Here is a 19,044-nt window from a genome sequence, read left to right as displayed (position 1 = left end):
GCCCTTCCGTGAAGGGTGGGCGGCGGGCCCGCACCTTTAGCAACATTTCCGTTCAGCCGGCTCACACCGGCAAGCGAAGGAAGTAGGACCCCCCTTGCTCGACGTCAACGTCTTCGACGAGCTGCGTATCGGCCTTGCCTCGGCCGACGACATCCGTGCCTGGTCGCACGGTGAGGTGAAGAAGCCCGAGACCATCAACTACCGGACCCTGAAGCCGGAGAAGGATGGCCTGTTCTGCGAGAAGATCTTCGGTCCCACCCGGGACTGGGAGTGCTACTGCGGCAAGTACAAGCGCGTGCGCTTCAAGGGCATCATCTGCGAGCGCTGCGGCGTCGAGGTGACCCGCTCGAAGGTCCGTCGTGAGCGCATGGGCCACATCGAGCTCGCCGCGCCCGTCACGCACATCTGGTTCTTCAAGGGTGTGCCGTCGCGTCTCGGCTACCTGCTCGACCTCGCCCCGAAGGACCTCGAGAAGGTCATCTACTTCGCGGCCTACATGATCACGTGGGTCGACGTCGACGGCCGGCACGAGGACCTCCCCAACCTCCAGAACGGGATCGACCTGGAGAAGAAGGAGATCTCGGACCGCCGCGACAACGACATCAACACCCGCGCCACCAAGCTCGAGGCCGACCTGGCCGAGCTGGAGGCCGAGGGTGCCAAGGCCGACGCCCGCCGCAAGGTGCGCGACTCGGCCGAGCGCGAGATGGCTCAGCTGCGCAAGCGTGCCGACCTCGAGCTCGACCGCCTGGACCAGGTCTGGGACCGGTTCAAGAACCTCAAGGTCGCGGACCTCGAGGGCGACGAGATGCTCTACCGCCAGCTCCAGGACCGGTACGGCAACTACTTCGAGGGCTCGATGGGCGCCGCGGCGATCCAGAAGCGTCTCGAGGCGTTCGACCTCGAGGCCGAGTCCGACTCGCTGCGCGAGATCATCAAGACCGGCAAGGGCCAGCGCAAGACGCGTGCCCTGAAGCGGCTCAAGGTTGTCAACGCGTTCCTCACGACGACCAACTCGCCCACCGGCATGGTGCTCGACGCCGTCCCGGTCATCCCGCCGGACCTGCGTCCGATGGTCCAGCTCGACGGTGGCCGTTTCGCCACCTCGGACCTGAACGACCTGTACCGCCGCGTGATCAACCGGAACAACCGCCTCAAGCGGCTGCTCGACCTGGGCGCGCCCGAGATCATCGTCAACAACGAGAAGCGGATGCTCCAGGAGGCCGTCGACTCGCTGTTCGACAACGGCCGCCGCGGCCGTCCGGTGACCGGTCCGGGCAACCGCCCGCTCAAGTCCATCTCGGACATGCTCAAGGGCAAGCAGGGTCGGTTCCGCCAGAACCTGCTCGGCAAGCGCGTCGACTACTCGGGCCGTTCGGTCATCGTCGTCGGCCCGCAGCTCAAGCTCCACCAGTGCGGCCTGCCCAAGCAGATGGCGCTCGAGCTGTTCAAGCCGTTCGTGATGAAGCGCCTCGTCGACCTGAACCACGCGCAGAACATCAAGTCCGCCAAGCGCATGGTCGAGCGCGCCCGTCCCGTCGTCTGGGACGTGCTCGAGGAGGTCATCACGGAGCACCCGGTGCTGCTCAACCGCGCACCCACGCTGCACCGTCTGGGCATCCAGGCGTTCGAGCCCCAGCTGGTCGAGGGCAAGGCGATCCACCTGCACCCGCTCGTCTGCGCCGCGTTCAACGCGGACTTCGACGGTGACCAGATGGCCGTCCACCTGCCCCTGAGCGCCGAGGCGCAGGCCGAGGCCCGCATCCTCATGCTCTCGAGCAACAACATCCTCAAGCCGTCGGACGGGCGTCCGGTGACCATGCCCTCGCAGGACATGATCATCGGTCTGTACCACCTGACCAACGACAAGGACGAGGCGCTCGGCGCCGGCCGCGCGTTCAGCACGGTCTCCGAGGCGATCATGGCGTTCGACCAGGGCTCCCTGGACCTCAACGCCGTGGTGAAGATCCGCTTCGACGACCTGGTGCTGACCGAGGACGACGCGCCCGAGGGCTGGACCGAGGGCGACGCACTGCTCTACGAGACGACCCTGGGTCGCGCGCTGTTCAACGAGCTGCTGCCGATCGACTACCCGTACGAGAACGGCGTCGTCGACAAGAAGCGTCTCTCGGTCATCGTCAACGACCTGGCCGAGCGCTACCCCAAGGTCGAGGTCGCTGCCTCGCTGGACGCGCTCAAGGAGGCCGGCTTCCGCTGGGCCACCCGCTCGGGCGTCACGATCTCCATCTCGGACGTCGCGACCCCGTCGGCCAAGGCGGCCATCCTCGAGGCACACGAGGCGCGCGCGGCGAAGGTGCAGGGCCAGTACGAGAAGGGCCTGATCACCGACGACGAGCGTCGTCAGGAGCTCATCGAGATCTGGACGCAGGCCACCGACAAGGTCGCCGACGCGATGCGGGAGAACTTCCCGCGCCAGAACACCGTCTACAAGATGGTCGGCTCGGGTGCGCGCGGTAACTGGATGCAGGTCCGCCAGATCGCCGGTATGCGTGGCCTCGTCGCCAACCCGAAGGGCGAGATCATCCCTCGCCCGATCAAGTCGAACTACCGCGAGGGGCTGTCGGTCCTCGAGTACTTCATCGCGACGCACGGTGCCCGCAAGGGTCTGGCGGACACCGCACTGCGGACCGCCGACTCGGGCTACCTGACCCGTCGTCTGGTGGACGTCTCGCAGGACGTCATCGTCCGTGAGGACGACTGCGGCACCGAGCGTGGTCTGACCATGCCGATCGGCGTGCCCGGTACGGACGGCGCCCTGCGTCGTCACGACAAGGTCGAGACGAGCGTCTACTCGCGCACGCTGGCGAGCGACATCGAGGTCGACGGCGAGATCATCGGCCACGCCGGTGACGACGTCGGCGACGTGCTGCTCGACCGCCTCCTCGAGGCGGGCGTCGACACGCTGAAGATCCGCTCCGTCCTGACCTGCGAGTCCCGCGTCGGCACGTGCGCGCGCTGCTACGGCCGCTCGCTGGCCACCGGCAAGCTCGTCGACATCGGCGAGGCCGTCGGCATCATCGCGGCCCAGTCGATCGGTGAGCCCGGCACGCAGCTGACGATGCGTACCTTCCACACCGGTGGTGTGGCGTCGGCCGACGACATCACGCAGGGTCTGCCGCGTGTCCAGGAGCTCTTCGAGGCCCGCACCCCCAAGGGTGAGGCGCCCATCGCGGAGTTCTCGGGCCGCATCGCGGTCGAGGAGGGTGACCGTTCGCGTCGCCTCGTCCTCACGCCGGACGACGGCTCGGAGGAGATCGCCTACCCGATCACCAAGCGCTCGCGCCTGCTGGTCTCGGACGGCGACCACGTCTCCGTCGGCACCCAGCTGGTCCAGGGTGCGGTCGACCCGAAGAAGGTCCTGCGCATCCTCGGCCCGCGTGCGACGCAGAAGCACCTGGTCGACGAGGTGCAGGTCGTCTACTCGTCGCAGGGCGTGGACATCCACGACAAGCACATCGAGGTCATCGTGCGGCAGATGCTGCGTCGCGTGACGGTCCTCGACTCCGGCACCACCGACCTGCTGCCCGGCGAGCTCGCCGAGCGTGGGCGCTTCGAGGACGCGAACCGCGCTGCGGTGTCCGAGGGCGGCCAGCCGGCCTCGGGCCGTCCGGAGCTCATGGGCATCACGAAGGCGTCGCTCGCGACCGACTCGTGGCTGTCGGCGGCCTCCTTCCAGGAGACCACCCGGGTGCTCACCGAGGCCGCGATGTCGGGTCGTTCCGACCCGCTGCTCGGCCTCAAGGAGAACGTCATCCTCGGCAAGCTCATCCCGGCCGGAACGGGTCTGCCCCGCTACGGCAACATCGCGGTCGAGCCCACCGAGGAGGCGAAGGCCGAGCTGTACCCGACCTTCGGCTACGACGAGATCGACTTCCCCGCCCTGGGCCTCGGCTCCGGCGAGGCGATCCCGCTCGAGGACATCGACTTCGGCGACTACCGCTGATCTCGAGCAGTCATCGTCCCGAGGGGGTCCACCGTTCGCGGTGGGCCCCCTCGGGCCTTTCGTCCCTCGCCCGGGAATCGGTGGCCACCTAGGGTTGTTCAGCAGATGTCCTCGACCGGCCCTGTGTCTTCCTGCAGGGCCGTACGCAGCCGCTTTGACGCCCCACCGGGCGCCAGGTAACGTAGGACACCGTGCCCGCGCCGTCGGGCTCTCGCGCATGCACTCGGTGGACGCTCCCTGTTTCGGACGGGGCGGGTCCGGGAGCATCGGGTGGTCTCCCTCCACCGCGCCGTCTCTCCGCCAAGGCAACCTTGCGGACAGCGGTGCGAAGGACCGGGGCGACACGCCCGGGCGCGGGGGTCGGTGCGGGACGTACGACCTCCGGGGTAGTCGCGCGACGGGCGACGATCCCCGACCATGCCGGCCGTCCAGGGTGACGGGTGCCGGTCGACCATAGAGACATCCAACAGACGGAGACGTAGTGCCTACGATCCAGCAGCTGGTCCGCAAGGGCCGGCAGGCGAAGACGAACAAGTCGAAGACGCCTGCCCTCAAGGGCTCCCCCCAGCGACGCGGTGTGTGCACCCGCGTCTACACCACGACGCCGAAGAAGCCGAACTCCGCGCTCCGCAAGGTCGCGCGCGTCCGCCTCTCCAGCCAGGTCGAGGTCACCGCGTACATCCCCGGTGTCGGTCACAACCTGCAGGAGCACTCGATCGTGCTCGTGCGCGGTGGCCGTGTGAAGGACCTCCCGGGTGTCCGGTACAAGATCGTCCGTGGTGCCCTCGACACGCAGGGCGTCAAGAACCGCAAGCAGGCGCGTAGCCGCTACGGCGCGAAGAAGGTGGGCTGATGCCTCGCAAGGGTCCGGCCCCGAAGCGGCCGCTCGTCATCGACCCCGTCTACGGGTCCCCGGTCGTCACGCAGCTGATCAACAAGGTCCTGCTCGACGGCAAGAAGTCCGTCGCGGAGCACATCGTCTACGGCGCCCTCGAGGGTGTCCGTGAGAAGACGCAGGGCGACCCGGTCGTCGTGCTCAAGCGCGCGCTGGACAACGTCCGCCCGTCGCTCGAGGTCCGCTCGCGTCGCGTCGGTGGTGCGACCTACCAGGTCCCCGTCGAGGTGCGCCCGGTCCGTCAGACCACGCTCGCGCTCCGCTGGCTCACCGACTACTCGCGCGCTCGCCGCGAGAAGACGATGACCGAGCGCCTCATGAACGAGATCCTCGACGCGTCCAACGGCCTCGGTGCCGCGGTGAAGCGTCGCGAGGACATGCACAAGATGGCCGAGTCCAACAAGGCCTTCGCGCACTACCGCTGGTAATCCCGGCACCCACGGGCGCTGCGCCGCCGGTCCGATCCTCGGGCCGGACCGGTGGCGCCACCCAAGCCAACCGACAAGGGGCAACTCACGTGGCACTGGACGTGCTGACGGACCTCACGAAGGTCCGCAACATCGGCATCATGGCTCACATCGATGCCGGCAAGACCACCACCACCGAGCGGATCCTGTTCTACACCGGGGTCAACTACAAGATCGGTGAGACGCACGACGGTGCGTCGACGATGGACTGGATGGAGCAGGAGCAGGAGCGCGGCATCACGATCACGTCCGCCGCGACGACCTGCTACTGGCACGACAACCAGATCAACATCATCGACACCCCGGGCCACGTGGACTTCACGGTCGAGGTCGAGCGCTCGCTGCGCGTCCTCGACGGTGCCGTTGCCGTGTTCGACGGCAAGGAGGGTGTCGAGCCCCAGTCGGAGACCGTCTGGCGCCAGGCCGACAAGTACGACGTCCCGCGCATCTGCTTCGTCAACAAGATGGACAAGCTCGGCGCGGACTTCTACTTCACGGTCGACACCATCGTGAACCGCCTCAAGGCCAAGCCGCTGGTCATCCAGCTGCCCATCGGCGCCGAGAACGACTTCATCGGCGTCGTCGACCTGGTCACCATGCGTGCCCTCGTCTGGCGCGGCGAGACCGCCCTGGGCGAGAAGTACGAGGTCGAGGACATCCCGGCCGACCTGGTCGAGAAGGCGGACCAGTACCGTGCCGAGCTGCTCGAGGCCGTCGCCGAGACGGACGACGAGCTGCTCGAGAAGTTCCTCGGTGGCGAGGAGCTGACGGTCGCCGAGATCAAGAGCGGCATCCGCAAGCTCACCATCAAGTCCGAGGCCTACCCGGTCCTGTGTGGCTCGGCGTTCAAGAACAAGGGCGTCCAGCCCATGCTCGACGCCGTCATCGACTACCTGCCGACGCCCCTGGACGTCCCGGCTGTCGAGGGCCACGACATGAAGGACCCCGAGCTCGTCGTCGAGCGCCACCCCGACTCGACGGAGCCGTTCTCGGCCCTCGCGTTCAAGGTCGCCTCGCACCCGTTCTTCGGCAAGCTCACCTACGTCCGGGTGTACTCGGGCAAGGTGGCGCAGGGCGCCCAGGTGCTCAACTCGACCAAGAACAAGAAGGAGCGCATCGGGAAGCTCTTCCAGATGCACTCCAACAAGGAGAACCCGGTCGAGGACGCCACGGCCGGCCACATCTACGCCTTCATCGGTCTGAAGGACGTCACCACGGGGGACACCCTGTGCGACCCGGCCGCCCCCGTGGTGCTCGAGTCGATGACGTTCCCGGAGCCGGTCATCGACGTCGCCATCGAGCCGAAGACGAAGGGTGACCAGGAGAAGCTCTCCGTGGCCATCCAGAAGCTGGCCGAGGAGGACCCGACCTTCCGCGTCAAGCACGACGAGGAGACCGGCCAGACCGTCATCGGCGGCATGGGCGAGCTCCACCTCGACATCCTCGTGGACCGCATGCGTCGCGAGTTCAAGGTCGAGGCCAACGTCGGCAAGCCGCAGGTCGCGTACCGCGAGACGATCCGTCGTTCCGTCGAGAAGATCGACTACACGCACAAGAAGCAGACCGGTGGCTCGGGCCAGTACGCGAAGGTCCAGATGACCTTCGAGCCGCTGGACCCCGCCGAGGGCGAGCTGTACGAGTTCTCGAACAAGGTCACCGGTGGTCGCATCCCGCGCGAGTACATCCCGTCGGTCGACGCCGGCATCCAGAGCGCGATGCAGCTCGGCGTCCTCGCGGGCTTCCCGCTCGTGGGCGTCAAGGCGATCCTGCTCGACGGTGCCGCGCACGACGTCGACTCCTCGGAGATGGCGTTCAAGATCGCGGGCTCGATGATCCTCAAGGAAGCGGTCCGCAAGGCCGACCCGGTTCTCCTCGAGCCGGTCATGGCCGTCGAGGTCCGTACTCCTGAGGAGTACATGGGTGACGTCATCGGCGACATCAACTCGCGCCGCGGCATGATCCAGTCCATGGAGGACGCGACGGGCGTCAAGGTCGTCCGGGCCACCGTCCCCCTCTCCGAGATGTTCGGGTACGTCGGTGACCTGCGGTCGAAGACCCAGGGTCGCGCGGTGTACTCGATGCAGTTCGACAGCTACGCCGAGGTTCCTCGGAACGTTGCCGAGGAAATCATCAAGAAGACCCGGGGCGAGTAGTCCCACAGGTCGAACCCTGTAGTTCCATCACACAAACCGACCCGTAGGACGCCGCGTCAAGCGGCTACCGTCCGGTAGCCGCAGTACGTCGGCCAATCTCTACCAAGTCCTGAGGAGGACACCCAGTGGGCAAGGCGAAGTTCGAGCGGACGAAGCCGCACGTCAACATCGGCACCATCGGCCACGTCGACCACGGCAAGACGACGCTGACCGCTGCCATCTCGAAGGTGCTGCACGACAAGTACCCCGACCTGAACCCCTTCACGCCTTTCGACGAGATCGACAAGGCCCCTGAGGAGAAGCAGCGCGGCATCACCATCAACATCGCGCACGTGGAGTACCAGACGGAGAAGCGTCACTACGCTCACGTCGACGCTCCGGGTCACGCGGACTACATCAAGAACATGATCACGGGTGCGGCGCAGATGGACGGCGCCATCCTCGTGGTCGCGGCGACCGACGGCCCCATGGCCCAGACGCGTGAGCACGTCCTGCTCGCCCGTCAGGTCGGCGTCCCGTACCTGCTCGTCGCGCTCAACAAGACCGACATGGTCGACGACGAGGAGATCCTGGAGCTCGTCGAGGTCGAGGTGCGCGAGCTCCTCTCGGCCCAGGGCTTCGACGGCGACGACGTCCCCGTCGTGCGCGTCTCCGGCCTGAAGGCCCTCGAGGGCGACCCGGTCTGGGTCAAGTCCGTCGAGGACCTGCTCGCCGCCGTCGACGAGTCCGTCCCGGACCCGGTGCGCGACATCGACAAGCCGTTCCTCATGCCCATCGAGGACGTCTTCACGATCACCGGTCGTGGCACCGTCGTCACCGGTCGCGTGGAGCGCGGCAAGCTCAAGGTGAACGAGGAGGTGGAGATCGTCGGCATCAAGGAGAAGGCGATCAAGACCACGGTCACCGGCGTCGAGATGTTCCGCAAGCTGCTCGACTACGCCGAGGCCGGCGAGAACGTCGGTCTGCTCCTGCGTGGCACGAAGCGCGAGGAGGTCGAGCGCGGCCAGGTCGTCGTCAAGCCCGGCTCGATCACGCCGCACACCGAGTTTGAGGGTCAGGTCTACATCCTGGCCAAGGACGAGGGTGGCCGTCACAACCCGTTCTACGGGAACTACCGCCCCCAGTTCTACTTCCGCACCACCGACGTCACCGGCGTCATCACGCTGCCCGAGGGCACCGAGATGGTCATGCCCGGCGACAACACCGAGATCCACGTGAACCTCATCCAGCCCATCGCGATGGAGGAGGGCCTCGGCTTCGCCATCCGCGAGGGTGGCCGCACCGTCGGCTCGGGCAAGGTCATCAAGATCATCAAGTGATGCTCGCCCCTCGGGGCAGCTGATCTGACAGAAGGGCCCGGGAGCTTCGGCTCCCGGGCCCTTCCGTCGTCCCCGGGGAGGCCCGGCCCCGACGCGTGCGGGGCCGTGGCCCCATCAGGGCGCCGCCGCGCCCGCAGCGCGCGGCAGCGCCCCGCAGCGCACCCCGTCTGCGCGCTCGGCTCGCCGTCCGCGGTCGTTGTTCGCCGAGCGCTACCTCCCGTCGCCGACGGCTGTCGCCGGGCGACCGCGCTCGGTGACGCCGGTCCGCGCTCGAGAACCACCAGCCGCGCCCGTCGTCCGGGACACGCGTTCCACTGCGCGCGCCTGCCGGCGAGCGCGCCCATTCGTCGCCGAACGCGCCGCTTCGTTGCCGGGTGCGCTACTTCGTCGCCGAGCGCCCCTTCCGCGCCGAGCGCCGTCGTCGGGCGGCCGCGTTCGGCGACACCGGTCCGCCCTCGGGGAGGAACGGCGGCGTTCGAGAGTCAGCTGTCGCGTCATCGCCTGTGGAGAACGTCGGCGGAGGCGCAGCTGGCGTTCCTATCGTGCTGCGATGCGAACCGATCACCCACTGACCGTCGCGGGGTTGATCCGCGTCGAGGGCGGACGTGAGTCACGCGTCGGCCGGGACCGCGGCCAGCTCGCGGACGCGTGCAGGCGCGGGGAGCTGGTTCGTGTTCGTCGCGGCTGGTACATCGGTGCCGCCACATGGAAGTCGATGACCGCCGACGAGCGATACCGACTTGTCGTCGTCGCGGCCGCACGAGGCCTCGGGACGGCGACGTTGTCCCACTGGTCCGCTGCGGCCGTGTGGACCCTTCCGATGGTCGGCCGCCGAGGTTCGAGCGTCCACGTCACCCATTCCCCGGCAGGCGGTGGACGGACGAGTCACGGCGTCGTCCGGCACGGCTCGGCTGCGGCCGAGGACGGAGTCGAGGTCGAGGGGCTACGTGTGACGACAGTCGCCCGGACGGTCGTCGACCTCGCTCGCGGCGGTGGGTTCCTTGCAGGCGTGTGCGCTGCGGATCACGCCTTGCGCGAGTCGATGACGACCATGACGGAGCTGGCGCGAGAGGTCGATGTGCTGGACGGCGCTCGAGGCGTTCGGGATGCTCGGGCAGCGGTCGGGTTCGCGACGTCGGCGTCGGAGTCGGTGGGGGAGTCGCTCAGCCGCGTGCGGATGTTTCAGCTCGGTGTGCCAGCTCCGGTGCTCCAGCACGAAGTCCACGACAGTCGCGGCTTGGTCGGTCGTGGCGACTTCTGGTGGCCGAGTCTCCGCGTCGTCGGCGAGTTCGACGGGCGCCAGAAGTACGGTGTCGCGACGGGCGAGGATCCTCGGGTCGCGGCGGACCGGCTGTGGCAGGAGAAGCAGCGTGAGGATCGGATCCGTTCCGTGGGCGTCGGCGTGGTCCGCTGGACCTGGTCCGATGCGTGGGCGGGCGGGCCGATGGTCGCGATGCTGCGGGCCGGTGGCGTGCGCTGAGGATCCGGCCCTCCTGACCTGATTCTGCTGTGCCGCGATCAGCAGCATCGTGCTAACGGCGGGGGGCCAGAAGGACTGTGGCGTCCGGGAGTCGGGAGCCTTCGGGGGCGTCCCGTGGTCCTCGCGATCCGGAGCGACGGCCTCCCGGTGTCACCCGTCGTGCCAGTCGCCGTCGAGCCCAGCGCGGTCTCTCGTAGGCGAACGCGGTTCGACGCCCGCGAACGCGGTTCGACGCCCGCGAACGCGGTGGTCGGACGACCGCCGTCGGCGACCAGCGACCGCCGTCCGCGACGGACGACCGCGCGTCTGTCGAACGCGCACGCAGAGTGTCAGCAGGTGATCGGGCCAGGACGAGGGGAGCGGCGGCGGTTTATGCCGCCGGGGCGCCGGGTCGCGCGAGGCGGCTGGTCGCGCTGGCGGGTGGGCCGGGCGGCCGGCGTGCTTGTGCGCGAGATCACGCGGATCCTCGGTCCGGGTGTGACCTAGGCGATTGGAGTTCCGGGGCGCACTCTGGCACACTGTTCAGGTTGCCTAGTTGAGGGCGGCGCGTTAGCGCGCGCGGCACACGACAGGGCTCGCACACGTGGACGGCGTCTGGACCCCGGGATTACCCGGTGGTTGACGCCCGACAACAACCACCGATCTCGTGCCGGAAACGGTACGCAGCGCAACGGTGTGTCGCGCATTGCGACACGCCCGAGTGCGGGGGTCGGACGGAGCCGGTTTCAACAGAGAGAAGTAGACGCGCCATGGCGGGACAGAAGATCCGCATCAGGCTCAAGTCCTACGACCACGAAGTCATCGACAGCTCGGCGCGCAAGATCGTCGACACGGTGACTCGCGCTGGTGCGTCGGTCGTGGGTCCGGTGCCGCTGCCGACGGAGAAGAACGTCTTCTGCGTCATCCGGTCGCCCCACAAGTACAAGGACAGCCGCGAGCACTTCGAGATGCGCACGCACAAGCGGCTCATCGACATCATCGATCCCACGCCGAAGGCCGTCGACTCGCTCATGCGTCTCGACCTGCCTGCGGACGTGAACATCGAGATCAAGCTCTGACGCTGGGAAGGAACTGATTTCTATGGTTACCCAGCAGAACGAGCGCGCAGTCACGGCTCTCATCGGCACGAAGCTCGGCATGACCCAGGTGTGGGACGACAACGGTCGTCTCGTCCCGGTCACCGTCGTCGCTGTCGGGACGAACGTCGTGACCCAGGTGCGCTCCGCTGACGCTGACGGCTACGCCGCGGTCCAGCTGGCCCACGGCCAGATCGACCCGCGCAAGGTCACCAAGCCGCTGAAGGGCCACTTCGAGAAGGCCGGCGTCACGCCGCGCCGGCACGTGGCCGAGATCCGCACGCCGAACGCTTCCGAGTTCACGCTCGGCCAGGAGCTCCAGGCCGACCTCTTCGAGGCCGGTTCGCTCGTGGACGTCATCGGCACCACCAAGGGCAAGGGCACCGCCGGTGTCATGAAGCGTCACGGCTTCCACGGCGTCGGCGCCTCGCACGGTGCGCACCGCAACCACCGCAAGCCCGGCTCGATCGGTGGCGCTTCGACGCCGTCGCGCGTGTTCAAGGGCATCAAGATGGCCGGTCGCATGGGCGTGGACCGCCAGACCACCCAGAACCTGACCGTGCACGCGGTCGACGTCGAGCGGGGTTTCATCCTCGTCAAGGGTGCCGTTCCCGGCCCCAAGGGTGGCGTCGTGGTCGTGCGTTCCGCTGTGAAGGGGGCGTGACCATGAGTGACACGCTGACTGTCGACGTCGTCGACGCCCAGGGCCAGAAGGCCGGCTCGGCCGACCTGCCCGCGGACGTCTTCGACGTGCAGACCAACATCCCGCTGATCCACCAGGTCGTCGTCGCGCAGCTCGCGGCGGCACGCCAGGGCACCCACGACACGAAGAGCCGTGGCGAGGTCCGTGGTGGTGGGCGCAAGCCGTACAAGCAGAAGGGCACCGGCCGCGCCCGTCAGGGTTCGACGCGTGCTCCGCAGTTCGCCGGTGGTGGCGTCGTCCACGGCCCCACCCCGCGTGACTACTCGCAGCGCACCCCCAAGAAGATGAAGGCCGCGGCGCTCCGCGGTGCTCTCTCGGACCGCGCTCGTGCCGGCCGCGTGCACGTCGTCTCGGGCTTCGCCCCGGGCACCGCGCCCTCGACCAAGTCCGCGCTCGCCGTGCTCGACAACCTGTCGGGGCGCAAGCACGTCCTGGTCGTCGTCGAGCGTCAGGACGAGATCACGTGGAAGTCGCTGCGGAACGTCGAGCGGGTGCACCTGCTGGTCGCTGACCAGCTCAACACCTACGACGTCCTGATCTCGGACGACGTCGTGTTCACGCAGGGCGCGCTCGACGCGTTCCTGGCGGGCCCCGTCAAGGGTGCCTCCGCTGTGGCCACGTCCTCCGAGGCTGAGGAGGAGACCAAGTGACCGACATCGGCAAGAACCCGCGCGACATCCTGCTCGCGCCGGTCGTCTCCGAGAAGAGCTACGGCCTGCTCGACGAGGGGAAGTACACCTTCCTCGTCGACCCGCGGGCGAACAAGACCGAGATCAAGATTGCCGTCGAGCAGGTCTTCGGCGTCAAGGTCGACTCGGTCAACACCGCGAACCGTCAGGGCAAGGCCCGTCGGACCCGTTTCGGCACCGGCCGCCGCAAGGACACGAAGCGTGCGATCGTCACCCTCCGCGAGGGAACGATCGACATCTTCGGTGGTCCGGTCGGCTGAAGAGGACTGAGAACTCATGGGAATCCGTAAGTACAAGCCGACAACGCCGGGCCGTCGTGGCTCGAGCGTGGCCGACTTCGTCGAGATCACGCGCTCCACGCCGGAGAAGTCGCTGGTCCGTCCCCTCCACAAGACGGGCGGCCGCAACTCCACGGGTCGCATCACCACCCGTCACCAGGGTGGCGGCCACAAGCGTGCGTACCGCGTCATCGACTTCCGTCGCCACGACAAGGACGGCGTGCCGGCCAAGGTCGCTCACATCGAGTACGACCCCAACCGCACCGCCCGCATCGCTCTGCTGCACTACGCCGACGGCGAGAAGCGCTACATCATCGCGCCGAACAAGCTGTCGCAGGGTGACCGCATCGAGAACGGCCCCGGCGCCGACATCAAGCCCGGCAACAACCTGCCGCTGCGCAACATCCCGACCGGTACGGTCATCCACGCCATCGAGCTGCGGCCCGGTGGCGGTGCGAAGATCGCCCGCTCGGCCGGTGCGTCGGTGCAGCTCGTCGCCAAGGATGGCCCCTACGCCCAGCTGCGTATGCCGTCCGGTGAGATCCGCAACGTCGACCTGCGCTGCCGCGCGACGGTCGGCGAGGTGGGCAACGCCGAGCAGTCGAACATCAACTGGGGCAAGGCCGGCCGCATGCGCTGGAAGGGCAAGCGCCCGACCGTCCGTGGTGTCGCCATGAACCCGATCGACCACCCGCACGGTGGTGGCGAGGGCAAGACGTCCGGTGGACGTCACCCCGTCAGCCCGTGGGGCCAGGCCGAGGGCCGTACCCGTCGTCCGAACAAGCCGAGCGACAAGCTCATCGTGCGCCGTCGGCGCACCGGCAAGAACAAGCGCTGATAGGAGCCTGAGATGCCACGTAGCCTGAAGAAGGGCCCGTTCGTCGACGGTCACCTGCAGAAGAAGGTCGACGTCCAGAACACCGCCGGCACGAAGAACGTCATCAAGACGTGGTCGCGCCGTTCGGTCATCACGCCGGACTTCCTCGGCCACACGTTCGCTGTGCACGACGGACGCAAGCACACCCCGGTGTTCGTGACGGAGTCGATGGTCGGGCACAAGCTCGGCGAGTTCGCTCCGACGCGGACGTTCCGCGGCCACGAGAAGGACGACCGGAAGGGTCGTCGCCGCTGACCCCCGGGTCAGCCAGGCGACGCCCTCACCGGCAGAGACAAGAAGGCAGGACAGCAATGGAAGCCAAGGCGAAGGCGCGGTTCGTCCGCGTCACGCCCCAGAAGGCCCGGCGCGTCGTGGACCTCATCCGTGGCAAGCAGGCCGGCGAGGCCGTGGCGGTGCTGAAGTTCGCGCCGCAGGCCGCGGGGGAGACGGTGCTCAAGGTTGTGGAGAGCGCGATCGCCAACGCTCGGGAGACCGCCAAGCGGTCGAACGAGCGTCTGGACGAGGCGGACCTCTACATCTCCGAGGTGTTCGTCGACGAGGGTCCGACGCTCAAGCGGTTCCGTCCGCGAGCGCAGGGTCGGGCCAGCCAGATCCTCAAGCGGACGAGCCACATCACCGTGGTCGTCGCTGAGCGCGAGACGAAGGGACGGGCCCGATAGTGGGACAGAAAGTCAACCCGCTCGGGTACCGCCTGGGCATCACGACCGACCACCGCTCGCGTTGGTTCGCCGACTCGACCAAGCCGGGTCAGCGCTACCGCGACTACGTGGGCGAGGACGTCAAGATCCGCAAGCTCATGGCCACTGGCCTCGAGCGTGCCGGCATCGCCAAGGTCGAGATCGAGCGCACGCGTGACCGCGTCCGCGTCGACATCCACACCGCCCGCCCGGGCATCGTCATCGGGCGTCGTGGCGCGGAGGCCGACCGCATCCGTGGCGAGCTCGAGAAGCTCACGGGCAAGCAGGTCCAGCTGAACATCCTCGAGGTCAAGAACGCCGAGATCGAGGCTCAGCTGGTCGCCCAGGGCATCGCCGAGCAGCTGGCGAGCCGCGTCTCGTTCCGCCGTGCCATGCGCAAGGGCATCCAGTCGGCCCAGCGCGCCGGTGCCAAGGGCATCCGCGTGCAGGTCTCCGGTCGCCTCGGCGGCGCGGAGATGAGCCGCACGGAGTTCTACCGCGAGGGTCGGGTGCCGCTGCACACGCTGCGCGCGAACATCGACTACGGCTTCTTCGAGGCTCGCACCACCTTCGGGCGCATCGGCGTCAAGGTGTGGGTCTACAAGGGCGACATGACCGAGAAGGAGTTTGCTCGCGAGCAGGCGACCCAGGCCCCGCGCCCGGCTCGTGGCCCGCGGACGGACCGTGGCGAGCGCAGCGACCGTGGCCCTCGGGCCGGCGCTCCCCGTCGCGACCGTGCTGACGCTCCTGACGCAACCGAGGCCGCCTCCGCTCCCGCGGAGACCCCGGCCGCTGACAGCGGAACGGAGGCCTGAGCCGTGCTGATCCCGCGCAGGCTGAAGCACCGTAAGCAGCACCACCCGGGGCGCTCCGGCGCCGCGACCGGTGGTACCGCGATCTCCTTCGGTGAGTACGGCATCCAGGCTCTCGAGCCCGCCTACGTCACCAACCGGCAGATCGAGGCTGCTCGTATTGCCATGACCCGCCACATCAAGCGTGGAGGGAAGGTCTGGATCAACATCTACCCGGACCGCCCCCTCACCAAGAAGCCTGCCGAGACCCGCATGGGTTCCGGCAAGGGTTCGCCCGAGTGGTGGATCGCCAACGTCAAGCCCGGCCGAGTTCTCTTCGAGCTCGCCGGCGTCCCGGAGCCCCTGGCTCGCGAGGCCATGCGCCGCGCGCAGCACAAGCTCCCGATGAAGACACGTTTTGTGGTTCGCGAGGGTGGTAACTGATGACTATCGGCACCAAGGAACTGGCTCCCAGCGAGCTGGACACCTTCGACGACGAGAAGCTTGTCGCCGAGCTGAAGAAGTCCAAGGAGGAGCTGTTCAACCTCCGCTTCCAGTCCGCGACCGGTCAGCTCGAGAGCCACGGGCGTCTCAAGGCCGTTCGTCGCGACATCGCGCGGATCTACACGATCCTGCGTGAGCGCGAGCTCGGCATCCGTACCGCCCCGAGCGCGAGCGAGTGAGACTGATGAGCGACGAGAAGAACGAGAAGACGACGGCGATCGCTGAGAAGCGCGGCGACCGCAAGACGCGCCGCGGCTACGTGGTCAGCGACAAGATGGAGAAGACCGTCGTGGTCGAGGTCGAGGACCGGGTCAAGCACCCGCTCTACGGCAAGGTCATCCGGCGGACGAGCAAGGTCAAGGCGCACGACGAGCTGGGCTCGGCGGGCGTGGGCGACCTTGTGGTCATCATGGAGACCCGGCCGCTGAGCGCCACCAAGCGGTGGCGCCTGGTCGAGGTCCTCGAGAAGGCGAAGTAGGCCTTCAGCACGGCCTAGCACGACCCCCCAGTTGCCCACGGGCGCCGGGTGCCGCTCGCAAGACGACACCCGGCGCAACGTGTGCATCACGGCAACTACCCGTTCGGCCAGGCTCGGCTCGACCCGAACCGAGAACCCGCCAGACGACAGGAGCAGGTAATGATCCAGCAGGAGTCGCGACTTCGTGTCGCCGACAACACTGGTGCGAAGGAGATCCTTTGCATCCGTGTGCTCGGCGGCTCCGGCCGTCGCTACGCAGGCATCGGTGACGTCATCGTCGCCACCGTCAAGGACGCCATCCCCGGCGGCAACGTCAAGAAGGGCGACGTCGTCAAGGCTGTCATCGTGCGCACCCGCAAGGAGCGCCGCCGTCCGGACGGTTCTTACATCAAGTTCGACGAGAACGCCGCAGTGATCCTCAAGAACGACGGGGAGCCCCGTGGCACGCGCATCTTCGGCCCGGTGGGCCGCGAGCTGCGCGACAAGAAGTTCATGAAGATCATCTCGCTGGCGCCGGAGGTGCTCTGACCATGGCCAAGATCAAGAAGGGCGACCTCGTCGTCGTCATCTCCGGCCGCGACAAGGGACAGCAGGGCCGTGTGCTCGAGGTCCTCGTCGAGTCGCAGCGTCTCGTCGTCGAGGGTGTCCAGCGCGTCACCAAGCACGTCAAGGCCGGCCAGACCCAGCGCGGCACGCGCACCGGCGGCATCGAGACCATCGAGGCGCCCATCCACATCAGCAACGTGATGCTCGTGGACCCGGAGACCAAGAAGGGCACCCGGGTCGGCTACCGCACCGAGCAGGTCGAGCGCGACGGCCGTACCCGCACCGTTCGGGTCCGCGTCGCCAAGCGCTCCGGTAAGGACATCTGATGACCGAGACGACTCTCACGGCTCCGGCGCTCCCGCGCCTGAAGTCCAAGTACAACGACGAGATCCGCACCGCTCTGTTCGAGCAGTTCGGTCACGAGAACATCAACCAGGTCGCGCGCCTGGTGAAGGTCGTCGTGAACATGGGCGTCGGCGAGGCCGCCAAGGACTCCAAGCTCATCGAGGGCGCGATCCGCGACCTGACCCAGATCACGGGCCAGAAGCCGCAGGTCACCAAGGCTCGCAAGTCGATCGCCCAGTTCAAGCTGCGCGAGGGTATGCCCATCGGCGCCCACGTCACGCTGCGTGGCGACCGTGCCTGGGAGTTCCTGGACCGCCTGCTCTCCACGGCGCTGCCGCGCATCCGTGACTTCCGTGGCCTCTCGCCGCAGCAGTTCGACGGTCACGGCAACTACACCTTCGGCCTCGTGGAGCAGTCCGTGTTCCACGAGATCGACCAGGACAAGATCGACCGGGTCCGCGGGATGGACATCACGGTCGTCACGACGGCCGACACCGACGACGAGGGTCGCGCTTTCCTCAAGCTCCTCGGCTTCCCGTTCAAGGAGATCTGACCATGGCGAAGACTGCCCTCAAGAACAAGGCTGCTGCCAAGCCGAAGTTCGCGGTGCGTGGCTACACGCGCTGCCAGCGTTGCGGCCGGCCCCACTCGGTGTACCGCAAGTTCGGCCTGTGCCGGATCTGCGTGCGCGAGATGGCCCACCGTGGCGAGCTCCCCGGCGTCACCAAGAGCAGCTGGTAACCCAAGCAACACGAACGTCGGTAGGTCCAGCCCCCACAAGGGCGGGATACCCCGGCGAGGAAGGGCTCAAGCCCCATGACCATGACCGACCCCATCGCAGACCTGCTCACGCGGCTGCGTAACGCGAACTCGGCTCACCACGACACCGTGCTGATCCCGTTCTCGAAGCTGAAGTCGCACATCGCGGAGATCCTCCAGGCGGAGGGCTACATCGCGGGCTGGAAGGTTGAGGACGCCGTCGTCGGCAAGAACCTCATCATCGAGCTCAAGTACGGCCCCAACCGCGAGCGTGCGCTCGCCGGCGTCAAGCGCGTGTCCAAGCCGGGCCTGCGCGTCTACGCCAAGTCCACCAACCTGCCCAAGGTGCTCGGCGGCCTCGGCGTGGCGATCCTGTCCACGTCCTCCGGTCTCCTCACCGACAAGCAGGCCGCCAAGAAGGGCGTGGGTGGGGAAGTCCTCGCCTACGTCTGGTAAGTCCGAGACGGAAAGGAGCTAGCCATGTCCCGAATCGGCAGAGTCCCCGTCCCGGTCCCCACCGGCGTGGATGTCGACATCAACGGTGCCGTCGTGACGGTCAAGGGCCCCAAGGGCACCCTGACGCACACGGTCGCCGCCCCCATCGAGGTTGCGCGCGACGAGGCAGGTGCCCTCGTGGTCACCCGCCCCGACGACGAGCGTGCCTCGCGTTCGCTGCACGGCCTCACCCGCACGCTCCTGGCGAACCTCGTCATCGGTGTGACGGACGGCTACGTCAAGAAGCTCGAGATCGTCGGTACCGGTTACCGCGTGACGGCGAAGGGCGAGGACCTCGAGTTCGCGCTCGGCTTCAGCCACCCCGTCACGGTGAACCCGCCGGCAGGCATCACGTTCGTCGTCGAGGCACCCACGCGCTTCTCGGTGCAGGGCATCGACAAGCAGCAGGTCGGCGAGGTCGCCGCGAACATCCGCAAGATCCGCAAGCCCGAGCCGTACAAGGGCAAGGGCGTCCGGTACGCGGGCGAGAACGTGCGCCGCAAGGTCGGAAAGGCCGGTAAGTAACC

At 67.8% G+C, this 19,044-nt stretch carries 23 protein-coding genes; all 23 read left to right on the top strand.

Annotation, left to right across the window (positions count from 1 at the left end; genetic code table 11):
• Positions 1 to 94: 94 nt before the first annotated feature.
• The 23 genes from AC1DWH_RS19540 (at position 95) to rplF (ending at position 19,042) form a co-directional block, all read left to right on the top strand.
• Positions 95 to 3,964 carry a DNA-directed RNA polymerase subunit beta' gene (locus AC1DWH_RS19540; RefSeq protein ID WP_477095056.1) on the top strand — a complete coding sequence of 1,290 codons (3,870 nt, stop codon included), beginning with the start codon at positions 95 to 97 and terminating at the stop codon, positions 3,962 to 3,964.
• 481 nt (positions 3,965 to 4,445) lie between these two features.
• A complete protein-coding gene (gene rpsL, locus AC1DWH_RS19535) occupies positions 4,446 to 4,817 on the top strand; it encodes a 30S ribosomal protein S12 (protein WP_013770160.1) in 372 nt (123 codons plus the stop codon).
• Complete coding sequence (gene rpsG, locus AC1DWH_RS19530) at positions 4,817 to 5,287, top strand: 30S ribosomal protein S7 (protein WP_028045072.1); 471 nt, start codon at positions 4,817 to 4,819, stop codon at positions 5,285 to 5,287. Before rpsL ends, rpsG begins: the two co-directional genes overlap by 1 nt.
• Positions 5,288 to 5,376: 89 nt before the next feature.
• A complete protein-coding gene (fusA, locus tag AC1DWH_RS19525; RefSeq protein WP_456846081.1) occupies positions 5,377 to 7,479 on the top strand; it encodes an elongation factor G in 2,103 nt (700 codons plus the stop codon).
• 125 nt (positions 7,480 to 7,604) lie between these two features.
• Positions 7,605 to 8,798, top strand: a complete 1,194-nt coding sequence (tuf, locus tag AC1DWH_RS19520; protein WP_055912143.1) for an elongation factor Tu — start codon at positions 7,605 to 7,607, stop codon at positions 8,796 to 8,798.
• A gap of 550 nt (positions 8,799 to 9,348) precedes the next feature.
• The gene (locus tag AC1DWH_RS19515) at positions 9,349 to 10,278 is read left to right on the top strand and encodes a hypothetical protein (protein WP_477095055.1); all 930 of its coding nucleotides are present in this window, start codon (positions 9,349 to 9,351) and stop codon (positions 10,276 to 10,278) included.
• 749 nt (positions 10,279 to 11,027) lie between these two features.
• Positions 11,028 to 11,336 (top strand): 30S ribosomal protein S10, encoded by a 309-nt coding sequence (gene rpsJ / locus AC1DWH_RS19510; RefSeq protein ID WP_013117879.1) that lies wholly within the window; start codon positions 11,028 to 11,030, stop codon positions 11,334 to 11,336.
• A 22-nt stretch (positions 11,337 to 11,358) separates the two neighbouring features.
• Complete coding sequence (gene rplC / locus AC1DWH_RS19505; protein ID WP_456844737.1) at positions 11,359 to 12,018, top strand: 50S ribosomal protein L3; 660 nt, start codon at positions 11,359 to 11,361, stop codon at positions 12,016 to 12,018.
• 2 nt (positions 12,019 to 12,020) lie between these two features.
• On the top strand, positions 12,021 to 12,707 hold the full coding sequence (gene rplD, locus AC1DWH_RS19500; protein WP_456844738.1) for a 50S ribosomal protein L4: 687 nt from the start codon (positions 12,021 to 12,023) through the stop codon (positions 12,705 to 12,707).
• Positions 12,704 to 13,006: a 50S ribosomal protein L23 gene (gene rplW / locus AC1DWH_RS19495; RefSeq protein WP_456844736.1), complete on the top strand. Its 303-nt coding sequence runs from the start codon at positions 12,704 to 12,706 to the stop codon at positions 13,004 to 13,006. Before rplD ends, rplW begins: the two co-directional genes overlap by 4 nt.
• A gap of 16 nt (positions 13,007 to 13,022) precedes the next feature.
• The gene (gene rplB, locus AC1DWH_RS19490) at positions 13,023 to 13,862 is read left to right on the top strand and encodes a 50S ribosomal protein L2 (RefSeq protein WP_055912153.1); all 840 of its coding nucleotides are present in this window, start codon (positions 13,023 to 13,025) and stop codon (positions 13,860 to 13,862) included.
• Positions 13,863 to 13,874: 12 nt separating this feature from the next.
• Positions 13,875 to 14,156 carry a 30S ribosomal protein S19 gene (gene rpsS / locus AC1DWH_RS19485; protein WP_028045064.1) on the top strand — a complete coding sequence of 94 codons (282 nt, stop codon included), beginning with the start codon at positions 13,875 to 13,877 and terminating at the stop codon, positions 14,154 to 14,156.
• Between the two features lie 56 nt (positions 14,157 to 14,212).
• Positions 14,213 to 14,581 carry a 50S ribosomal protein L22 gene (gene rplV / locus AC1DWH_RS19480; RefSeq protein WP_055912156.1) on the top strand — a complete coding sequence of 123 codons (369 nt, stop codon included), beginning with the start codon at positions 14,213 to 14,215 and terminating at the stop codon, positions 14,579 to 14,581.
• The gene (rpsC, locus tag AC1DWH_RS19475; RefSeq protein ID WP_456844735.1) at positions 14,581 to 15,414 is read left to right on the top strand and encodes a 30S ribosomal protein S3; all 834 of its coding nucleotides are present in this window, start codon (positions 14,581 to 14,583) and stop codon (positions 15,412 to 15,414) included. The genes rplV and rpsC overlap by 1 nt, the downstream gene beginning before the upstream one ends.
• 3 nt (positions 15,415 to 15,417) lie before the next feature.
• On the top strand, positions 15,418 to 15,834 hold the full coding sequence (rplP, locus tag AC1DWH_RS19470; protein ID WP_055912160.1) for a 50S ribosomal protein L16: 417 nt from the start codon (positions 15,418 to 15,420) through the stop codon (positions 15,832 to 15,834).
• Complete coding sequence (gene rpmC, locus AC1DWH_RS19465; RefSeq protein ID WP_055912162.1) at positions 15,834 to 16,073, top strand: 50S ribosomal protein L29; 240 nt, start codon at positions 15,834 to 15,836, stop codon at positions 16,071 to 16,073. The genes rplP and rpmC overlap by 1 nt, the downstream gene beginning before the upstream one ends.
• A gap of 5 nt (positions 16,074 to 16,078) precedes the next feature.
• A complete protein-coding gene (gene rpsQ, locus AC1DWH_RS19460; RefSeq protein ID WP_307494133.1) occupies positions 16,079 to 16,372 on the top strand; it encodes a 30S ribosomal protein S17 in 294 nt (97 codons plus the stop codon).
• A 159-nt stretch (positions 16,373 to 16,531) separates the two neighbouring features.
• Positions 16,532 to 16,900: a 50S ribosomal protein L14 gene (rplN, locus tag AC1DWH_RS19455; RefSeq protein ID WP_034625870.1), complete on the top strand. Its 369-nt coding sequence runs from the start codon at positions 16,532 to 16,534 to the stop codon at positions 16,898 to 16,900.
• Positions 16,901 to 16,902: 2 nt separating this feature from the next.
• The gene (gene rplX / locus AC1DWH_RS19450) at positions 16,903 to 17,244 is read left to right on the top strand and encodes a 50S ribosomal protein L24 (RefSeq protein ID WP_055912166.1); all 342 of its coding nucleotides are present in this window, start codon (positions 16,903 to 16,905) and stop codon (positions 17,242 to 17,244) included.
• Entirely contained in the window at positions 17,244 to 17,816 is a 573-nt protein-coding gene (gene rplE / locus AC1DWH_RS19445) for a 50S ribosomal protein L5 (RefSeq protein ID WP_456826469.1), read from the top strand. The genes rplX and rplE overlap by 1 nt, the downstream gene beginning before the upstream one ends.
• A 2-nt stretch (positions 17,817 to 17,818) precedes the next feature.
• Positions 17,819 to 18,004 (top strand): type Z 30S ribosomal protein S14, encoded by a 186-nt coding sequence (locus AC1DWH_RS19440; protein ID WP_028045055.1) that lies wholly within the window; start codon positions 17,819 to 17,821, stop codon positions 18,002 to 18,004.
• A gap of 75 nt (positions 18,005 to 18,079) precedes the next feature.
• Positions 18,080 to 18,478, top strand: a complete 399-nt coding sequence (gene rpsH, locus AC1DWH_RS19435) for a 30S ribosomal protein S8 (protein ID WP_208212220.1) — start codon at positions 18,080 to 18,082, stop codon at positions 18,476 to 18,478.
• 24 nt (positions 18,479 to 18,502) lie between these two features.
• Positions 18,503 to 19,042, top strand: coding sequence for a 50S ribosomal protein L6 (rplF, locus tag AC1DWH_RS19430; protein ID WP_456844734.1), 540 nt, complete (start codon positions 18,503 to 18,505; stop codon positions 19,040 to 19,042).
• The last annotated feature ends 2 nt before the right edge of the window (positions 19,043 to 19,044 follow it).

It is taken from the genome of Cellulomonas sp. P2_F12 (genome assembly GCF_056403775.1).
This window is presented reverse-complemented; position numbering and strand designations above follow the sequence as displayed.

Bases quoted from the DNA above. Each gene is read 5' to 3' on its own strand.
- rpsG (WP_028045072.1), top strand. From the start codon at position 4,817: ATGCCTCGCAAGGGTCCGGCCCCGAAGCGGCCGCTCGTCATCGACCCC.
- AC1DWH_RS19515 (WP_477095055.1), top strand. From the start codon at position 9,349: ATGCGAACCGATCACCCACTGACCGTCGCGGGGTTGATCCGCGTCGAG.
- rpsJ (WP_013117879.1), top strand. From the start codon at position 11,028: ATGGCGGGACAGAAGATCCGCATCAGGCTCAAGTCCTACGACCACGAA.
- rplC (WP_456844737.1), top strand. From the start codon at position 11,359: ATGGTTACCCAGCAGAACGAGCGCGCAGTCACGGCTCTCATCGGCACG.
- rplD (WP_456844738.1), top strand. From the start codon at position 12,021: ATGAGTGACACGCTGACTGTCGACGTCGTCGACGCCCAGGGCCAGAAG.
- rplB (WP_055912153.1), top strand. From the start codon at position 13,023: ATGGGAATCCGTAAGTACAAGCCGACAACGCCGGGCCGTCGTGGCTCG.
- rpsS (WP_028045064.1), top strand. From the start codon at position 13,875: ATGCCACGTAGCCTGAAGAAGGGCCCGTTCGTCGACGGTCACCTGCAG.
- rplV (WP_055912156.1), top strand. From the start codon at position 14,213: ATGGAAGCCAAGGCGAAGGCGCGGTTCGTCCGCGTCACGCCCCAGAAG.
- rpmC (WP_055912162.1), top strand. From the start codon at position 15,834: ATGACTATCGGCACCAAGGAACTGGCTCCCAGCGAGCTGGACACCTTC.
- rpsQ (WP_307494133.1), top strand. From the start codon at position 16,079: ATGAGCGACGAGAAGAACGAGAAGACGACGGCGATCGCTGAGAAGCGC.
- rplN (WP_034625870.1), top strand. From the start codon at position 16,532: ATGATCCAGCAGGAGTCGCGACTTCGTGTCGCCGACAACACTGGTGCG.
- rplX (WP_055912166.1), top strand. From the start codon at position 16,903: ATGGCCAAGATCAAGAAGGGCGACCTCGTCGTCGTCATCTCCGGCCGC.
- rplE (WP_456826469.1), top strand. From the start codon at position 17,244: ATGACCGAGACGACTCTCACGGCTCCGGCGCTCCCGCGCCTGAAGTCC.
- AC1DWH_RS19440 (WP_028045055.1), top strand. From the start codon at position 17,819: ATGGCGAAGACTGCCCTCAAGAACAAGGCTGCTGCCAAGCCGAAGTTC.
- rpsH (WP_208212220.1), top strand. From the start codon at position 18,080: ATGACCATGACCGACCCCATCGCAGACCTGCTCACGCGGCTGCGTAAC.
- rplF (WP_456844734.1), top strand. From the start codon at position 18,503: ATGTCCCGAATCGGCAGAGTCCCCGTCCCGGTCCCCACCGGCGTGGAT.